The organism is Pseudomonas sp. P5_A2_2 (assembly GCF_054177685.1).
The window spans coordinates 19,445-35,184 of the sequence record NZ_JBGCUL010000012.1; the positions used below are offsets into that span (position 1 = coordinate 19,445).

General features: G+C 60.1%; 20 protein-coding genes and 1 pseudogene. 10 read left to right on the forward strand and 11 right to left on the reverse strand.

Features of this window, described 5'->3' with window-relative positions:
• Nucleotides 1-47: 47 nt before the first annotated feature.
• Nucleotides 48-199, forward strand: a pseudogene (locus tag ACXRVY_RS03190) (type II toxin-antitoxin system RelE/ParE family toxin); the annotation flags it as partial.
• An 8-nt stretch (nt 200-207) separates the two neighbouring features.
• Nucleotides 208-513 carry a HigA family addiction module antitoxin gene (locus ACXRVY_RS03195; protein WP_458237016.1) on the forward strand — a complete coding sequence of 102 codons (306 nt, stop codon included), beginning with the start codon at nt 208-210 and terminating at the stop codon, nt 511-513.
• A 51-nt stretch (nt 514-564) separates the two neighbouring features.
• Here the strand turns inward: ACXRVY_RS03195 and ACXRVY_RS03200 are convergent, their stop codons facing one another.
• Entirely contained in the window at nt 565-1,086 is a 522-nt protein-coding gene (locus tag ACXRVY_RS03200) for a BRO-N domain-containing protein (RefSeq protein WP_223460347.1), read from the reverse strand.
• 418 nt (nt 1,087-1,504) lie between these two features.
• Nucleotides 1,505-1,765 (reverse strand): accessory factor UbiK family protein, encoded by a 261-nt coding sequence (locus tag ACXRVY_RS03205; protein WP_008015521.1) that lies wholly within the window; start codon nt 1,763-1,765, stop codon nt 1,505-1,507.
• A 419-nt stretch (nt 1,766-2,184) separates the two neighbouring features.
• Here ACXRVY_RS03205 and glnK point away from each other — a divergent pair, with 419 nt between their 5' ends.
• From glnK to sutA, 4 genes are all read left to right on the forward strand, one after another.
• Entirely contained in the window at nt 2,185-2,523 is a 339-nt protein-coding gene (gene glnK / locus ACXRVY_RS03210; protein WP_002555808.1) for a P-II family nitrogen regulator, read from the forward strand.
• Between the two features lie 35 nt (nt 2,524-2,558).
• Nucleotides 2,559-3,896, forward strand: coding sequence for an ammonium transporter (locus tag ACXRVY_RS03215; RefSeq protein ID WP_223460345.1), 1,338 nt, complete (start codon nt 2,559-2,561; stop codon nt 3,894-3,896).
• 214 nt (nt 3,897-4,110) lie between these two features.
• Nucleotides 4,111-4,536 carry a secondary thiamine-phosphate synthase enzyme YjbQ gene (locus ACXRVY_RS03220; protein WP_223460343.1) on the forward strand — a complete coding sequence of 142 codons (426 nt, stop codon included), beginning with the start codon at nt 4,111-4,113 and terminating at the stop codon, nt 4,534-4,536.
• Between the two features lie 101 nt (nt 4,537-4,637).
• Nucleotides 4,638-4,961, forward strand: coding sequence for a transcriptional regulator SutA (sutA, locus tag ACXRVY_RS03225; RefSeq protein ID WP_223460341.1), 324 nt, complete (start codon nt 4,638-4,640; stop codon nt 4,959-4,961).
• Nucleotides 4,962-5,145: 184 nt separating this feature from the next.
• Here the strand turns inward: sutA and ACXRVY_RS03230 are convergent, their stop codons facing one another.
• Genes ACXRVY_RS03230 through lptM form a run of 6 tightly spaced genes read right to left on the reverse strand, consistent with a single transcriptional unit; the run spans nt 5,146 to nt 9,759 of the window.
• A complete protein-coding gene (locus tag ACXRVY_RS03230) occupies nt 5,146-5,853 on the reverse strand; it encodes an HAD family hydrolase (protein ID WP_223460339.1) in 708 nt (235 codons plus the stop codon).
• A complete protein-coding gene (gene xerC, locus ACXRVY_RS03235; RefSeq protein WP_008015515.1) occupies nt 5,850-6,749 on the reverse strand; it encodes a tyrosine recombinase XerC in 900 nt (299 codons plus the stop codon). The genes ACXRVY_RS03230 and xerC overlap by 4 nt, the downstream gene beginning before the upstream one ends.
• Before the next feature lie 2 nt (nt 6,750-6,751).
• Complete coding sequence (locus ACXRVY_RS03240) at nt 6,752-7,477, reverse strand: DUF484 family protein (protein ID WP_223460337.1); 726 nt, start codon at nt 7,475-7,477, stop codon at nt 6,752-6,754.
• A gap of 13 nt (nt 7,478-7,490) precedes the next feature.
• On the reverse strand, nt 7,491-8,321 hold the full coding sequence (gene dapF / locus ACXRVY_RS03245) for a diaminopimelate epimerase (protein WP_223460335.1): 831 nt from the start codon (nt 8,319-8,321) through the stop codon (nt 7,491-7,493).
• 4 nt (nt 8,322-8,325) lie between these two features.
• On the reverse strand, nt 8,326-9,573 hold the full coding sequence (gene lysA / locus ACXRVY_RS03250; protein ID WP_457265669.1) for a diaminopimelate decarboxylase: 1,248 nt from the start codon (nt 9,571-9,573) through the stop codon (nt 8,326-8,328).
• 9 nt (nt 9,574-9,582) lie between these two features.
• Nucleotides 9,583-9,759, reverse strand: coding sequence for an LPS translocon maturation chaperone LptM (gene lptM, locus ACXRVY_RS03255; protein ID WP_218431702.1), 177 nt, complete (start codon nt 9,757-9,759; stop codon nt 9,583-9,585).
• Between the two features lie 199 nt (nt 9,760-9,958).
• On the opposite strand from lptM, the gene cyaY reads away from it, so the two are divergent.
• From cyaY to rnk, 3 genes are all read left to right on the forward strand, one after another.
• Nucleotides 9,959-10,291, forward strand: coding sequence for an iron donor protein CyaY (gene cyaY, locus ACXRVY_RS03260; RefSeq protein ID WP_008050853.1), 333 nt, complete (start codon nt 9,959-9,961; stop codon nt 10,289-10,291).
• A gap of 4 nt (nt 10,292-10,295) precedes the next feature.
• Nucleotides 10,296-10,520, forward strand: coding sequence for a DUF1289 domain-containing protein (locus ACXRVY_RS03265; protein WP_223460331.1), 225 nt, complete (start codon nt 10,296-10,298; stop codon nt 10,518-10,520).
• Nucleotides 10,521-10,645: 125 nt separating this feature from the next.
• Nucleotides 10,646-11,056 (forward strand): nucleoside diphosphate kinase regulator, encoded by a 411-nt coding sequence (gene rnk / locus ACXRVY_RS03270; RefSeq protein ID WP_008050852.1) that lies wholly within the window; start codon nt 10,646-10,648, stop codon nt 11,054-11,056.
• Between the two features lie 7 nt (nt 11,057-11,063).
• Here the strand turns inward: rnk and ACXRVY_RS03275 are convergent, their stop codons facing one another.
• From ACXRVY_RS03275 to ACXRVY_RS03285, 3 genes are all read right to left on the reverse strand, one after another.
• Entirely contained in the window at nt 11,064-13,907 is a 2,844-nt protein-coding gene (locus ACXRVY_RS03275) for a class I adenylate cyclase (RefSeq protein WP_458237017.1), read from the reverse strand.
• Nucleotides 13,908-14,101: 194 nt separating this feature from the next.
• Nucleotides 14,102-14,347 carry a TIGR02647 family protein gene (locus tag ACXRVY_RS03280; RefSeq protein WP_007980796.1) on the reverse strand — a complete coding sequence of 82 codons (246 nt, stop codon included), beginning with the start codon at nt 14,345-14,347 and terminating at the stop codon, nt 14,102-14,104.
• A 233-nt stretch (nt 14,348-14,580) separates the two neighbouring features.
• Nucleotides 14,581-14,865 carry a hypothetical protein gene (locus tag ACXRVY_RS03285; RefSeq protein WP_223456453.1) on the reverse strand — a complete coding sequence of 95 codons (285 nt, stop codon included), beginning with the start codon at nt 14,863-14,865 and terminating at the stop codon, nt 14,581-14,583.
• Nucleotides 14,866-14,989: 124 nt separating this feature from the next.
• On the opposite strand from ACXRVY_RS03285, the gene ACXRVY_RS03290 reads away from it, so the two are divergent.
• Nucleotides 14,990-15,649 (forward strand): glutathione S-transferase family protein, encoded by a 660-nt coding sequence (locus tag ACXRVY_RS03290; RefSeq protein ID WP_223456455.1) that lies wholly within the window; start codon nt 14,990-14,992, stop codon nt 15,647-15,649.
• Nucleotides 15,650-15,740 lie beyond the last annotated feature (91 nt).

Below are 15,740 nucleotides of genomic sequence, written 5' to 3' on the forward strand. Positions count from 1 at the left end.
TCTGAAGGTCGTTCCGACTTTATCGCAAGCAGGCTCGCTCCCACGTAGATCTTCGATCTCCACCGGATAATCGCCTGGAAGCGTTGGAGGGAAATCGAAAAGGTCAGTACAGCATCCGTATCAACGCTCAATGGCGAATTTGCTTCATTTGGGGGGGGCTAGCGGACCAGAGAATGTCGAATTCGTCGATTATCACTGATGTGAGTAATGACTAAGAATGGTATGCGCCCGGTTCACCCTGGCGAGATCCTCAAAGAGGAATACCTGGAGCCTCTGAGCCTTAYGGCTGCAGCATTGGCCAGAGCGCTGAGCGTTTCGACACCCACGGTGAACGATATCGTGCTCCAGCGTCGAGGAATCAGTGCTGATATGGCTCTCAGGCTTTCTATTTGTCTGGACACGACCCCTGAGTTTTGGCTGGACCTGCAATCGACTTACGATTTGCGCAAAGCCGAAATCGAACGAGGGGCTGCGATCCGGGATCAGGTTGAGCGACTTGCGCACTGCGCCTGATTGTTGTCTTGGATTTATTGAACCCCACGCCGAAAGCGTGGGGTTTTTTATTCAGAATGCGTGAAGCATCTTCGCGGCTCTTTTCCACCAAGGCGCATTGATAGCAGGCCTGGGAGTAACCGGATCAGGCAATAGTTGCGGCACATCCTGCAACCGAATCCACGGCTGGTTGTTCCAGTGCAGCAAACTCAACGACATTTCCGGCCAGTTGAGCAGGCTCAGTTGCGGGCGTTCGGTTGTGGTGGGGTATTGGGCATCTCGCAGGGCGGGAACAACTTCGTGGGTGAGCCATTCACGTAACGCTCGGTACTCGGGGCAGTAGTGATAGACGAGCATGGCGTAGACGCCGGATTCGCTGATCAGCAGGGTGTTTTCGATGTGTCCGTGGATTAGGGTTTTGGCTGTTTGGTATTGGTCGGGATCGAGTTTTCGGAGTTGGCGGTCGTTGAGGTAGATGCGTAGCAGACGGCCCAGGTCGCGGGCGCTGAACCAAGGTTGGTTTTGTATCAGGAGGGCGTGGAGGTGGAGCTTGTGGCGGGTGAAGACATGAGGGATTAGATAGCTTTCTTTCATTTTGCAACTCCGGATGCGTATGAAGGAAGCTGCCTCTGTTCGTCGCCAAACGAAAGGGTGGCAGCTGCGCGCGGGTTGGCGAACCGGTGCATCCGGACAAACCGGCAGACCTGAAGGTCTCCCACGCACAGCCGCCATAATTCGAGATGGGATAATTCCCTGAATCGAATGTGGTCGCAGTGCGTCGGATGCTATCCAGGTCGCCAAACCCGGTGCTGAATATTCAGCTGGGGATGAGCTTAGAGATCGGATACTTCGCGACGCAATCGGACGGCGGTGTGATTTTTGTAGGACGTTGCCGGGATTGTTGCGGGGCTTGAGATCAAAAGATCGCAGCCTGCGGCAGCTCTACAGGTGAAGCGCAAGGTCGTTCCGACCTTCAATTGCGAGCAGGCTCGCTCCCACAGGGATCGTGGTGTTACTCGGCTGGTGGATTGAGCTTCGCTTCAAGCTCGGCGACTTTCGCTTCAAGACTTTCCAGCCGAGCCCGCGTGCGTGCCAATACAACCATCTGGCTATCGAATTCTTCCCTACTCACCAGATCCAGTTTGCTGAAGCCGCTCTGCAGCAACATTTTGAACTGGCTTTCGATTTCAGCTTTCGGCAGAGGCGTRTCGCCGCTGAAGAGGCGGGAGGCGGTGCCGGTCAGGGCGTCGAGGAAGTCTTTTGGCGCGAGCATGGGCAATGTCCTGGAAACAATGACGGGCAGTGTACCACGCAGTGTCTATAGTCATTTTCGCGGGCAAGCGGTGCACGCTTTTCGCGCATGGGGACGGACGGCCTCGCACCGTTGTTGTGCGTAACGTGCCGGGTGTTGTCGCTAAGTATTCACTATCCGCCGGTAAAGACTTGAAAACAGTCAGTTTTGTGGAGATGGCAAGCTTTCTGCTTAGATGCTGGTAACCCATGCACTGATGCAGTCGCTGTGACGAATGCAGTGCGCCAGGCGGAACGCGGGGAGTGTTTCGCAAGGAGCGGTTAGCTGGCGTCGGACGGGCAGGTAAGGCCGACGATGCGTTACAAAGCCAGGCACTGCGCTTAGACTTGAGACGGGTTTGTTTTCCTGGGGCAAGTCCACCAATTCGGGAGAGAGTTTTCATGAAGCTAGTCACTGCCATCATCAAGCCGTTCAAGCTGGACGACGTACGCGAGTCGCTGTCCGAGATCGGCGTGCAGGGCATTACCGTCACTGAAGTCAAAGGCTTTGGTCGGCAGAAGGGTCACACCGAGCTGTATCGCGGCGCGGAATACGTGGTCGATTTCCTGCCCAAGGTGAAGATCGACGTCGCCATCGACGACAAGGATCTGGACCGGGTAATCGAGGCCATCACCAAGGCGGCCAACACCGGCAAGATCGGTGACGGCAAGATCTTCGTGGTCAATCTGGAACAGGCGATTCGCATCCGTACCGGCGAAACCGATACCGACGCAATCTAAGCGGCCACAAACCCAACGCCCCAGGAGAAAACAATATGACTCTGCGTAAATTCGCAGGGCTAGGAGCCCTGTTGTCCCTCGTAATGCCCAGCCTGGCCATGGCGGCAGACGAAGTGGCGGCCCCAGTCCTCAACTCCGGCGACACCGCCTGGATGATGACCTCGACAGCCTTGGTGCTGTTCATGACCATTCCCGGCCTCGCGCTGTTCTACGGCGGTATGGTTCGGTCGAAAAACATTCTTTCCGTGATGATGCAGTGCTTCGCCATTACCGGTCTGATCAGCGTCCTGTGGGTCATTTATGGCTACAGCATCGCGTTCGACACCACGGGCATGGAGCAGGGCGTCGTCAACTTCAACTCGTTCGTCGGCGGCATGGGCAAGGCATTCCTCGCCGGCATCACGCCAGCCAGCCTGACCGGGCCTGCGGCGCTGTTCCCGGAGGCGGTGTTCGTCACCTTCCAGATGACCTTCGCGATCATCACCCCGGCGTTGATCGTCGGCGCCTTCGCCGAGCGGATGAAGTTCTCCGCGATGCTGGTCTTCATGGGCGTGTGGTTCACCCTGGTTTACGCGCCGATTGCGCACATGGTCTGGTCCGGTAACGGTGGCCTGTTGTGGGACTGGGGCGTTCTGGACTTCGCCGGCGGCACCGTGGTGCACATCAACGCCGGTGTGGCCGGTCTGGTTGCCTGCCTGGTGCTGGGCAAGCGCAAAGGTTTCCCGTCCACGCCGATGGCGCCGCACAACCTCGGTTACACCCTGATGGGCGCGGCCATGCTGTGGGTCGGCTGGTTCGGTTTCAACGCCGGTTCCGCCGCTGCGGCCAACGGCACCGCCGGTATGGCGATGCTGGTGACGCAAATCGCAACCGCCGCTGCGGCACTGGGCTGGATGTTTGCCGAGTGGGTCACCCACGGCAAACCTAGCGCATTGGGTATCGCATCTGGCGTGGTTGCCGGTCTGGTGGCAATCACCCCGGCTGCCGGCACCGTTGGCCCGATGGGCGCGCTGGTCATCGGTCTGGCGGCTGGCGTGGTGTGCTTCTTCTGCGCGACCACCCTGAAGCGCAAGCTCGGCTATGACGACTCCCTGGACGCCTTCGGTGTGCACGGTATCGGCGGTATCCTCGGCGCAATCCTGACTGGTGTGTTCGCTGCGCCGTCCCTGGGCGGCTTCGGCACTGTCACCGACATCGCCGCACAAGTGTGGATTCAGTGCAAAGGCGTGGGCTTTACGGTGATCTACACCGCGATCGCCACATTCATCATCCTCAAGGTGCTGGATGCGGTCATGGGCCTGCGCATCAACGAAGAAGAAGAAGCGGTCGGCATCGATCTGGCGCTTCACAACGAGCGCGGCTACAACTTGTAAGCACGCCCGTAAAAAACTTGCCCGGCTTGCCGGGCATTTTTTTGTCTGGAATTTGTCATTGAAAGCTGAGCTGAAAGGTTTTTTCCTATAGGTTTTGCGATGTTTGCGCCGGGTGTTTTTGTGCGGTCGAAGGCTTACAGGAATGAAGGAATATTAGGGCCTTTGTTTTTTCCCAGAGCGCGCTAGAATGCGCCCCGAACGTGCGGAGAACTGTATGTGGCAACAGACTCTGATTACCTTGCGGGCGAGGCCCCGGGGCTTTCATCTGGTAACGGACGAGTTACTCGCCGGCTTGCCTGAACTCAAGGCGTGTCGGGTCGGTCTGTTGCATTTGTGGCTGCAGCATACCTCGGCGTCGTTGACCATCAACGAGAACGCCGATCCGGCGGTACGTCGCGACTTCGAACGATTTTTCAATCGTCTGATCCCACAAGGAACAGGCGGCTATGAGCATAACGACGAAGGCCTGGACGACCTCCCGGCGCATTTCAAGGCCAGCGTGCTTGGCTGTCAGCTCAGTTTGCCGATTTCGGCGGGCCGGTTGGCGTTGGGAACCTGGCAAGGCGTTTACCTGGGCGAGCACCGTGATCATGGCGGTGCCCGTAAAGTCCTCGCCACCGTGCACGGTGAAGGGGCATAACCGCTGGTCAGCAGCGGCTGTTGATTTTTTTCCGGCAGCCTTCGACAGAGGGCAAAGCTGGGCTATAACTAATCTGCTTTTCGCAAGTCATGAGGTAGAACATGAGCGACGATGATCTGGAAAACGACGACCTCGAAGTAGGCGACGAAGACGAAACCGAAGAAGGTCTGGAAGCTGCGGCGGAAGACGTCGCTGAAGACGACGGCGGTGATGCGCCGGTTCCGACCGCCAAAGGCAAGGCCAAGGCAGCGGTATCGATCGATGAGTTGCCGAGTGTCGAAGCCAAGAACAAGGAACGCGATGCTCTCGCGCGGGCCATGGAGGAGTTTTTGGCCAAGGGTGGCAAGGTGCAGGAAGTGGAGGCCAATGTGGTCGCCGATCCGCCCAAGAAACCTGACAACAAGTACGGCAGCCGGCCTATCTGAGGCTGCTACCTGCTTGCTGAAAAAGCCCGCCGTCGCTGCGGGCTTTTTCGTGCCTGAAACAAATTTCAGAATGTGTGGTAATCCCTGTGGGAGCGAGCTTGCTCGCGATGGGGGCATTACATTCACGATTTATGTCAGCTGATCCACCGCTATCGCGAGCAAGCTCGCTCCCACAGGTTTTGTGTCAGGCCAAAGTCTTGTTCCAACTCGCCAGCAACGCCGGCAAATCGGTCAGGCTGCGAATCTCCGCATCGGGCAAGCGCTCGGCTTCCCAGACCTTGCCCGCCGGGTTGAACCAGATCGCCCGCATTCCCGCCTGCTGCGCACCGGCAATGTCATCGCCTGGATGATCGCCAATGTGCACCGCCGATTCAGCGGTCGCACCACCGCGCCGCAAGGCCTCCTGGAACAGTCGCGCATCGGGTTTGGCGATGCCGATGTCTTCGGCGCACAGCGCAAATTTGAAGTAATCCGCCAGGCCCAGTCGACGCACATCGGCGTTGCCATTGGTGACCACGCCAAGGGCGTAATGGTTGGCGAGGATTTCCAGGGTCGGTTCGACCTCCGGAAACACATCGATCTGATGGCGGGCGTGCAGAAACACTTCAAAACTCTTGTCCGCCAGATCCGACGCCTCGTCATGCCCGTAACCGGACTCTTCCAGCGCATGGAACAGCACCCGCCGACGCAACGCGCTGATGCGGTGCTTGAGGCTTGGCTCGTTGCTCAATACACGCTCGCGAATAGCCCACAGATGCTCTACCGGCACAGCCCCAAGGTTGGGCGCGTGCTCGGTCAGCCACTCACGCAAAACGGCTTCGGCACTGACGATCACGGGGGCGGTGTCCCACAGGGTGTCGTCGAGGTCGAAGGTGATCAACTGAATACTCATGAATCGTCGCCTTTCATGCGTTTGGCCCGTGGGTGGGCGCTGTCGTAGACCGCTGCCAGATGCTGGAAGTCCAGGTGGGTGTAGATCTGCGTGGTCTTGATGTCCGAGTGTCCGAGCAGTTCCTGCACCGCGCGCAGGTCCTGGGAGGACTCCAGTAAATGGCTGGCGAAGGAGTGCCGCAGCATGTGCGGATGCAGGTTTTGCCCCAATTCGCGTTCGCCGGCAGCCTTGACCCGCACCTGGATCGCCCGCGGACCGAGACGGCGACCTTGTTGGCTGACAAACACCGCATCGTCTGCCGGGTTGGCCATGGCCCGCAGTGGCAACCACTGCTCCAGGGCTTCGCGGGCCTTTTTTCCTACCGGCAGCAGACGGGTCTTGCTGCCTTTGCCGAGTACCTGGACCATACCGTCAGCCAGGTCGAGCTGGTCGAGATTGAGCCCCGTCAACTCCGACAACCGCAGCCCGGAGGAATAGAACAGCTCCAGAATCGCCTGGTCCCGACGTGCCAGAAAGTCATCCTCGACCCCGCCCTCAAGCAGTTGCAGTGCGCGGTCGGTGTCGAGGGTTTTCGGCAGGCGGCGTTCGCCTTTGGGCGGCGCGAGGCCATTGGCCGGATCGTGGTCGCACAGGCCTTCGCGGTTCAGGTAATGATAGAGCCCGCGAACGGCCGACAGCAATCGCGCCAGGCTGCGGGACGATTGGCCCTGGGCATGCAAGCGGGCAATCAGGCTGCGCAGGCGCTGGATGTCCAGCGCCGCCCAGCTGCCGATGTTCTGTTTGACGCACCAGCCCAGCACTTTATCGAGGTCGCGGCGGTAGGCCGATAGCGTGTGCGGCGACACCTGCCGCTCACTGCGCAGGTGTTCGCAGTAAGCGTCCAGTTGTCGTTCCATGTTCAGCGTACCGAGCGCAGGGAGTTGTTGACCCGTGGCAACACGCGACCCATGACTTCAGCGATGTAGCTCAGGAACAGGGTGCCCACCGAGCTTTTGTAGTGCTGCGGATCACGGCTGGCGATGGCCAGGATGCCGTGGATGCCTTGGTGGCTGATGACAACGACGGCGGTGGAGCCAATCTGCTTGCGCTGTTCTTCACCGAACAGGAAGTCCAGTTCGTGCTCGCGCAGGCTGCCGCTGACGCTTTTGTCTTCCGAGAGCAAGCCGCCGATGGCCACTTGTGCTTCGTCGTGAGTGGCCCAGCGGCCGACCGGCATGGCGTTGTCGCCGAGCAGGATGAGGCTGACGAAGGGCACCTGGAACTCCTGGCGCAGGCTGTCTTCGACGCACATCACCACGTCTTCCAGGCTGGCGGCATCCATCAACGCCAGGATCAGGCGACGGGTCTTTTCGAACAGCCGGTCGTTGTCCCGGGCCACGTCCATCAAATGCGACAGGCGATGACGCAGTTCAATGTTGCGGTCGCGCAGGATGGTCATCTGACGTTCGACCAGCGACACGGTATCGCCGCGTCGATGGGGAATACGCAGGGACGGGAGCAGTTCTTCGTGCTCGACGAAGAAGTCCGGATGAGCCTCCAGGTACGCGGCAACAGCCGCCGCCTCCAGGCTTTCGGACGGTGATTCGTCAGCTTGTCGTGCGGGTACCTGAGGCTTGTCGGTCATGGATTTCGCTCACTCAAAGACGCACTTGTCCTTCATATACGCGCACTGCCGGGCCGGTCATCATCACCGGTTGGCCAGGGCCTGCCCATTCGATGGAGAGACGCCCGCCTGGCAGGTCGATCAATAGCGGCGAATCCATCCACCCCTGGCTGATCGCGGCCACTGCGGCGGCACAGGCGCCGGTTCCGCAAGCCTGGGTTTCCCCGGCTCCACGCTCCCAGACGCGCAACTGCGCGCGGCTCCGGTCGATGACCTGGAGAAAACCGACATTGACCCGTGCCGGGAAGCGCGGGTGATGTTCGATTTTCGGCCCCAGTTCATGCACCGGCGCATTGTTGATATCGCTGACCCGCAGCACGGCATGGGGGTTGCCCATGGACACGGCAGCCAGATCGACCGGGATGCCGTCGACGTCGACCTGATAACTCTTGGCCTGCTCCGGCGCCTGGAACGGAATATCCGCAGGCACCAGACGCGGGGCGCCCATATTGACGCTGATCTGGCCGTCGTTTCGCACGTCCAGTTCGATGACGCCGCTTTTGGTCTCGACGCGGATCTGCCGTTTTGCGGTCAGGCGCTTGTCCAGTACGAAGCGGGCGAAACAGCGCGCACCGTTGCCACACTGTTCCACTTCGGAACCGTCGGAGTTGAAGATCCGATAGCGGAAGTCCACGTCCGGGTTGCTCGGCGCTTCAACGATCAGCAACTGGTCGAAACCGATGCCGGTGTGCCGGTCACCCCATTGCTTGGCGTGCTTGGGCAGAATGTGTGCGTGCTGGCTGACCAGGTCGAGGACCATGAAGTCATTGCCCAGGCCGTGCATCTTGGTAAAACGCAGCAGCATGGTTTTACTCCGGCAGCAGGCTTTCGCCAGCAAACAACTCGGCTACCGTCTCGCGGCGACGCACTTCAAATGCCTGATCACCGTCCACCAACACTTCAGCGGTACGGCCGCGGGTGTTGTAGTTGGAACTCATGACAAACCCGTAGGCACCGGCCGAATGCACGGCCAGCAGGTCGCCTTCTTCCAGTGCAAGTTGACGATCCTTGGCCAGGAAGTCGCCAGTCTCGCAGATCGGGCCGACGATGTCGTAGGCGCGGGCAGCGGAGGTGCGCGGGCGCACGGCAGTGACGTCCATCCAGGCCTGGTACAGCGCCGGGCGGATCAGGTCGTTCATGGCGGCGTCGACGATGGCGAAGTCTTTGTGCTCGGTGTGCTTGAGGTATTCGACCTGGGTCAGCAATACACCGGCGTTGGCCACGATGAAGCGGCCCGGCTCGAACACCAGCGCCAGGTCACGACCGTCGAGACGCTCGCGCACGGCCTTGATGTAGTCGGCAGCCAGTGGCGGCTCTTCGTCCTTGTATCGCACGCCCAGGCCACCACCGAGATCGATGTGACGCAGGTAGATGCCGCAATCGCCGAGGCGGTCGACCAGGCCCAGCAGGCGGTCGAGAGCGTCGATGAATGGAGGCAGGGTGGTCAGTTGCGAGCCGATGTGGCAATCGACGCCAACCACTTCCAGGTTCGGCAGTTGCGCGGCACGCACATACACGTCTTCGGCGTCGGCGATGGCGATGCCGAACTTGTTCTCTTTGAGACCGGTGGAAATGTACGGGTGGGTGCCGGCATCGACGTCCGGGTTAACGCGTAGCGAAATCGGCGCGCGAACACCCAGTTCTGCGGCGACCACCTGCAGGCGCTCCAGCTCGTCGGTGGATTCGACGTTGAAGCAGTGCACGCCGACTTCCAGTGCGCGACGCATGTCGTCACGGGTCTTGCCGACGCCGGAGAACACAATCTTGTCGGCGCTGCCGCCAGCGGCCAGTACGCGTTCCAGCTCGCCACGGGAGACGATGTCGAAACCGGCGCCCAGGCGCGCCAGGACATTCAGCACACCCAGGTTGGAGTTGGCCTTGACCGCGTAGCACACCAGGTGCGGCGTGCCGGCCAGTGCATCGGCGTAAGCCAGGTATTGGGCTTCGATGTGCGCGCGGGAGTAAACGTAGGTCGGTGTACCAAAGCGCTCGGCGATGGCAGACAGGGCAACACCTTCCGCGAACAGTTCACCGTCACGGTAGTTAAAAGCGTCCATGAGGTTCCCTTATTGGTAGACGTCGTGCTTGTGTGCTTTCGATGCAGGCTGCTGTTGCGACGATATGGCCTGCTCGGCAGGGTCCTGATTTTCGTCAGGCAGATACAGCGGGCCTTTTTGACCACAGGCCGACACAAGGCAGGCAACCGCGACGATTGCAGCAAGGGAAGAGATCAGGCGCTTCATGGCGAAATCCTTGAAAAAGCATTAATTGCGCCGGAGTATACCGGCCACCCGGCAGCTTGCCTATGCAACGGACCGCCCGTCCGGCGGGGCTTGGCCGCAAGCACATCGCTCCCACAGGTCGTTATCCTTTGCAATCGACGGGGCTCGGTCGTATCTTGCGGCGCTTGAGCCTGATCAGACACTTTTTGAGGTTGCCGTAATGAGTTTGTCCGAAGCGCGTTTCCATGACCTGGTCGATGCCACCCAGCAAACCCTGGAGGACATCTTTGACGAGAGCGACCTGGATATCGACCTCGAAAGCTCGGCCGGTGTGCTGACCGTCAAGTTCGAGAACGGCAGCCAGTTGATCTTCAGTCGCCAGGAGCCGCTGCGTCAGCTGTGGCTGGCGGCGGTGTCCGGTGGTTTCCACTTCGACTACGACGAAGAAAGCGAGCGCTGGATGTGCGACAAGAGCGAAGAGCAGTTGGGTGAGATGCTCGAGCGTATCGTCCAGCAGCAGGCTGGTGTCGAGCTCGATTTCGAAGGCCTGTGAGATCGTGACCCAGCCTGCACCTGTCCGTGCTCCCAAGCCGCTCTACAGCAACGTCAGCCCGGCGGTACCGTCGCCCTGCAGCGGTGTGTGCCGGCTGGACGAGCGGAAAGTCTGCCTGGGCTGTTTCCGTCACGTCGAAGACATCCGCGAATGGCGTTCGGCCGATGACGAGCGTAGACGCGTGATTTGTGCGCAGGCCTCGCAGCGCAAACAGGGCTCCGGGCCATGACTTGTATATTTTTTGAGCTGTGATAGTGTCCGGATATGCCTCAACCCATCGAGGCTTGTGAAAACCCCGCCTTTTCTGGCGGGGTTTTGCTTTTTTCGTGCAGAAGAAAGGAGTCTGCCCTGATCATGACCGCACCTTCCATCACACTTACCCGTCTGGACGTTCAGCGTCTGGAGCGTCTGATCGACAGCCTGGATGACACGCTGCCGGGCGTTATCGCGTTGCAAACCGAACTGGATCGCGCCGATACACTGGTCGGCCACGATGAAGTGCCGGCGGATGTCGTGACCATGAATTCCCGTGTGCATTGCCGTGAAGAAGGCAGTGGCAAGGACTACCACCTGACCCTGGTGTACCCCAAGGATGCGAACGCCGACGAAGGCAAGGTCTCGATCCTGGCGCCGGTGGGCAGCGCGCTGCTTGGCCTGAAGGTTGGCCAGCACATCGATTGGCCGGCTCCGGGCGGCAAGACCCTGAAGCTGACGCTGCTGGAAGTCGAATCGCAGCCGGCCAATGGCGGCGCGTTCCCCGAGTGACACCCCCTCAGACCTGATCGAGCGCCTCGTTCAATGCGTGTTCCAGGTCAGCCTTGTAGCGCAGGTACAGATGAGTGGAACTCTGCCCTTCGCCGACCAGGCCTGACAGGTCGAGGTCAGTGATGTAGCCGCGGTAGCGTTCGGTCTCCCGGCGCTGCCCGACGATTTCCCGGGCGACCACGCGGAACAACCGGTCGCCATGTTCCAGCTCGGAAAACTCCCGTTGATTGCAATACAACGTCACCTGCACCTGACCCGGTGCGGCTTTGCCGACGATCGCCTGCACGTCGTAGAACGGCTTGTTCACCGGCGTCTGCGGTGTCGGCCGGGCTTCGATGCGGCGCGCCCGGCCAGGGCCTGACGGCAGCAGCTGGCAATACAGGGTGTCGAGGTTCAAGGGGTGGGCCGCCTCCATTGGCAACAGGGCATCGCGGCGATACTGGATCGATTGCAGGAAACGCTGCAGTGGCACCAGCAGGCTTTGCTCATCATGCCAGGGCAGGCGTTGCTGCCACAGGGCATTGAACTCATCGAGCACGTACAGATCGGCCTGATCTTCGTTGACTCGATAGAACACTTGTATGCAGTCCGGCTGGCCCGTCGGCAGGAACAGCGCTAGGTCGTGGTCTTCCAGTGCCTTCGGATCCAGGTGCAACGGGCTGTAGCTGGCCATTTCCTCGCCCAGGTAATCGATCAGCGTCGGTAGAGTAGCCAGCGCGACGTGCTGGACCTGGCCCGACACCAACTCCAGCACGTGGTAGTGCTGCTGGACCTGGATCAGGTAGCGATGATTGAGCCGGCTCAACAGCAGGTTCTGCGCGGTATCGAGGATTTCTTCCACTCGTTGGGCGATGAACTGCGCGCGGTTATGGCAGAAGCAACGTACCCGCAGCTTCGGCTGATGTGGCCCGGCCGGCAGGTTGTTGAGGTAATCGCGGATGCAGTCGAGCAGGGCGTGGGGGCCGTCGTAGCGACCGACCAGCACTTCGTTCCAGCTGTTGAGCGTGACCTGGTCCAGGGTCAGCACCAGGTTTTCCCGGACACCGGCGTAGCTCRGGGAGTCGGTGCGCTCGGTAGTCATCAGGATGTTCAGGTCGCGATGGTGCTTGAGCGGATCGATGCCGACATTCACCAGAATCAGCACTTCACTCGGCACGCTGGCGCGCAGCAGCGGTTCTTCGGCGACGGTGGGCAAGGGCAGGGCGATGGTCTGTTGCAGGCTGCCGAGCAGGTTGAACAGTTCGAATTCGCTCAAGTCGCTGGTGCCGGGGTGCAGGGCCAGGCGGGTACTGCTGTCGATCACGCCATTGCGGTGGCACCAGGTCAGCAGCTCGAGCAAGTGATGACTGCGTTTGATCGGCGCGAAATGCTCCCACTCCAGTGCCGTCAGGCTGCCGTTGTACAAGCCCCACTGGCTTTGCCCCGGCTCTTTCCTGTTCGGTGCGTGCACCAGCGTCAGGGTGTCTTCAGCCAGGTCCGGGGCGATACCGGGGTTGATGAACTCGACTTTGCCGGCCTTGCGCTCGAACGCGGCGTACAGGCGACGGCCGAGGACACTCAGGTCGCGCTTGTTGATGCGGCTGACCGTTTGTTCGTGACGGGCAAACTGGGTGAGGAAGCGGTAGCTGTAGTTCAGCTCGTTGACGAGTGCCCGCCGCTCGGAGCTGACCTGGCGGACTTTCCATTGGCTGCGGCTGTCGAGCAGGGTCAGTTGGCGCTGGTCCCAGTGCCATTCGCGGGCCAGGCGCTCGAGCAACGAGCGCTGCCAGCTCTGGGTGCGGCTGTTGCCAGTGAGTTTACGATTGACCTTCAGGTACAGCGCGCGACGCACCAGTTCCAGCCGTTCCGGTTCGTTGCGGGCGTTCAGGTATTCCTCGATACGCCGGTACACCACGACATACGGATCCAGTTCGTCGAGGTCGAGCTGGTTGGCGAACACCGCTTGCTTGAAGCGCAGGCTCAGGCAATGGACCCTGGGGTGTTCACTGGCGTAAACCTCTGTCAGCAGCAGCTTGAGTACCGACTTGTAGGGTGACTCGATGCCCTTGAACAACTGCCAGAGCCCGGCGCCGATAAATTCACCGGGCGGGATGAAGGCCAGGTTGCCGAGGTCGAGGGTTTCATCGGCGCGGATAAAGCGTTTGGAGATCAAGGTATGGGTGTAGCGGTCGTAGCTCGACTCTTCGTAGACCGGCACCAACCACCAGATCGGTGTGCGCCCGGCGAGCCAGATCGCGGTGCGGTAAAACTCGTCCAGCAACAGGTAGTGCTGGGTGGTGCCGCAATCTTCCGAACTCAGCTGGGTATCGCGCTCGCCACGGACGAAACGGATCGGGTCGATCAGGAAGAAGTGCGCTTCGGCGCCCTGGCTGGCAGCCCAGGTTTCCAGCAACTGGCACTTTTTGCGCAGCTCGGCGAGTTCGTTCTCGGTCAGGTCCGGCCCATGGCAGACCCACACATCCATGTCGCTCTGGTCGGCCTGCGCCAGGGTGCCGAGGCTGCCCATCAGGAACAGTCCGTGAATCGGCCTTGGCGGGTTGCTGCCGTGGCGCGGTTTGTAGGAAAACGAGCGGGTCAGGCGCTGGGCTTCAGCGAGGACATTGGCATCCGGTTCGAAATTCGACAGCCCGGCCGGCGTACTGCCGGAAACGTAGCCGGGCAACAGCGGATGATTAACGTGGAAAAACAGCGGCAGCAAGGTCAAGACCCCTTGCTGGCGGGTCGACAACCCTTCCATGGCGCGAGCCATGCGCCCTTCGTTGAGTTTCAGAAAACGTGCGCGCAGCTGGCCGAGAACCTTGCGGTCAATTCCCTCGTCCAGATCGGGGCGGATTTCATGGGTGCGCGTCATGTCAGCTCAAACCGGCTCGCAGGGCTCGGACGTGGGGCTCTTCGGATGAGGGGCAGTTTAGCGCCTTGAGGCGAGGACCTTTAAGCTGATTTTGTTTTTCTGGCGTCAGATTTCTATCGATTGGAGACAGAAATCAGGGGAGTGTGCCCGCGGAAATCCCTGGGTCGGGGTCTCCGTGGGCGATGCGGCAGAATTCAGGCTGTTACTTCGGCGTTAAGAATGGTCAGCACGGATTGCACATTTTGCGCGGCGTCACGACCCAGGCTGGTCAGGTAACCGCCATCAGGCTGGTCGGTCAGTTCTTTTTCAAAGAGGCGTTTGGCGGCGGCAATGTGTTTCGGGGCAGCGGTCTGATGAATTTTCAGACCTTCCTGGGAACTGTCCAGGTTGAAGAGTGCGAGGACTTCCAGTTCGGCAACCAACTCAGGGGTAAGCGACATAAGGACTCCAGACTTTCTAGGAATTGGACGACAGCGCCCCTAAGGTGAACCCGCTTGTCCGGCATGTCCAGTGCTCGCGACAGGGTTTTTTCTCTGTAGGAGCAGCCGGTCGACGCTCGATTGCTCGCGAAGGTCGTCAACGATGACGCGTAAACCAGATGCCCCGTGGCGCTCTCGGGTTTTTCGCGAGCAATCGAGCGTCGACCGGCTGCTCCTACAGGGAGGGCGTGGGTTTATTGCTTTTCCGGCGGCAACTCGGGCAATGCGCGCAGGGCAGCTTCATACCATTGGGTGTTGAACGCGCGGTCTTCTTCGAGGATCGCGTCGATTTCTACCGCCAGAACATGAGCCATCAGGTTGAGGATTTCTTCGCGCTCATAGCCCACCAGCGTCAGCTTGTTGAACGTCGCTTTGGCAGCTGGCGGGTTGTCGCTTTCGATCTGGTTTTCGATGGCCTGGATCAGGGTACTTTCGGCGAACTCTTCTTCGTCGTTGTCGATATCGGTTGGCTCGCTCATGGCAGGCTCCTCAGGGAAAGGTGGCCAGTTTACCCGCATTCAGTCGCGTGATGCTGCTGGCAAGAATCCCGGCAGCGCTCTATAAACAGACACCGCCCACCCCGCACGGCCTGGAGGCTTTGTGATGTTTAAACTTTATGGATTCTGTGTCAGCAACTACTACAACATGGTCAAACTGGCGTTGCTGGAAAAAGGTCTGCCGTTCGAGGAGGTCATGTTCGTCCCGACCCAGACCCCGGAGTCATTGGCGATCAGCCCGCGGGGCAAGGTCCCGGTGCTGGGCGTCGAGCAGGGCTACATCAACGAAACCAGTGTGATTCTCGAGTACATCGAACAAGCTCAAAAGGGCAAGCCGCTGCTACCGAATGAGCCGTTCGAGCGCGCGCAGGTGCTGGCGTTGGCCAAGGAAATCGAGCTGTACATCGAACTGCCGGCGCGAGCCTGCTTCCCGGAGGCATTTTTTGGCATGACGGTGCCGGAGGCGATCAAGGAAAAAACCAAAGCCGAACTGTTGCTGGGGATGGCATCGCTGGGCCGGCACGGCAAATTCAGCCCTTATGTGGCTGGCGATAGTTTGAGCGTGGCGGATCTGTATTTTCTGTTCAGTGTGCCACTGGCGTGTGGCGTAGCGCAAAAACTGTTCGGCATTGATTTGTTGGCTGAAATGCCGAAGGCCAAGGCGTTGCTGGAACGGTTGGGGGGTAACCCGAACGTGCAGCGTGTGGCGGCGGACCGGGAGGCCGCGCTGCCGGCGTTCATGGCGATGATTGCTGCCAAGAAGTAGTTCTGTGGGGTCTTGAGGTCAGTCATCGTCGGAACGCCGCCCGGAGCAAGCCTGCTCCCACAGGGTTGGATGTGCGAACACTATCCAGTGT

Bases quoted from the DNA above. Each gene is read 5' to 3' on its own strand.
- ACXRVY_RS03200 (WP_223460347.1), bottom strand. From the start codon at position 1,086: ATGAAAGAAAGCTATCTAATCCCTCATGTCTTCACCCGCCACAAGCTC.
- glnK (WP_002555808.1), top strand. From the start codon at position 2,185: ATGAAGCTAGTCACTGCCATCATCAAGCCGTTCAAGCTGGACGACGTA.
- ACXRVY_RS03215 (WP_223460345.1), top strand. From the start codon at position 2,559: ATGACTCTGCGTAAATTCGCAGGGCTAGGAGCCCTGTTGTCCCTCGTA.
- ACXRVY_RS03220 (WP_223460343.1), top strand. From the start codon at position 4,111: ATGTGGCAACAGACTCTGATTACCTTGCGGGCGAGGCCCCGGGGCTTT.
- sutA (WP_223460341.1), top strand. From the start codon at position 4,638: ATGAGCGACGATGATCTGGAAAACGACGACCTCGAAGTAGGCGACGAA.
- ACXRVY_RS03230 (WP_223460339.1), bottom strand. From the start codon at position 5,853: ATGAGTATTCAGTTGATCACCTTCGACCTCGACGACACCCTGTGGGAC.
- xerC (WP_008015515.1), bottom strand. From the start codon at position 6,749: ATGGAACGACAACTGGACGCTTACTGCGAACACCTGCGCAGTGAGCGG.
- ACXRVY_RS03240 (WP_223460337.1), bottom strand. From the start codon at position 7,477: ATGACCGACAAGCCTCAGGTACCCGCACGACAAGCTGACGAATCACCG.
- dapF (WP_223460335.1), bottom strand. From the start codon at position 8,321: ATGCTGCTGCGTTTTACCAAGATGCACGGCCTGGGCAATGACTTCATG.
- lysA (WP_457265669.1), bottom strand. From the start codon at position 9,573: ATGGACGCTTTTAACTACCGTGACGGTGAACTGTTCGCGGAAGGTGTT.
- lptM (WP_218431702.1), bottom strand. From the start codon at position 9,759: ATGAAGCGCCTGATCTCTTCCCTTGCTGCAATCGTCGCGGTTGCCTGC.
- cyaY (WP_008050853.1), top strand. From the start codon at position 9,959: ATGAGTTTGTCCGAAGCGCGTTTCCATGACCTGGTCGATGCCACCCAG.
- rnk (WP_008050852.1), top strand. From the start codon at position 10,646: ATGACCGCACCTTCCATCACACTTACCCGTCTGGACGTTCAGCGTCTG.
- ACXRVY_RS03280 (WP_007980796.1), bottom strand. From the start codon at position 14,347: ATGTCGCTTACCCCTGAGTTGGTTGCCGAACTGGAAGTCCTCGCACTC.
- ACXRVY_RS03285 (WP_223456453.1), bottom strand. From the start codon at position 14,865: ATGAGCGAGCCAACCGATATCGACAACGACGAAGAAGAGTTCGCCGAA.
- ACXRVY_RS03290 (WP_223456455.1), top strand. From the start codon at position 14,990: ATGTTTAAACTTTATGGATTCTGTGTCAGCAACTACTACAACATGGTC.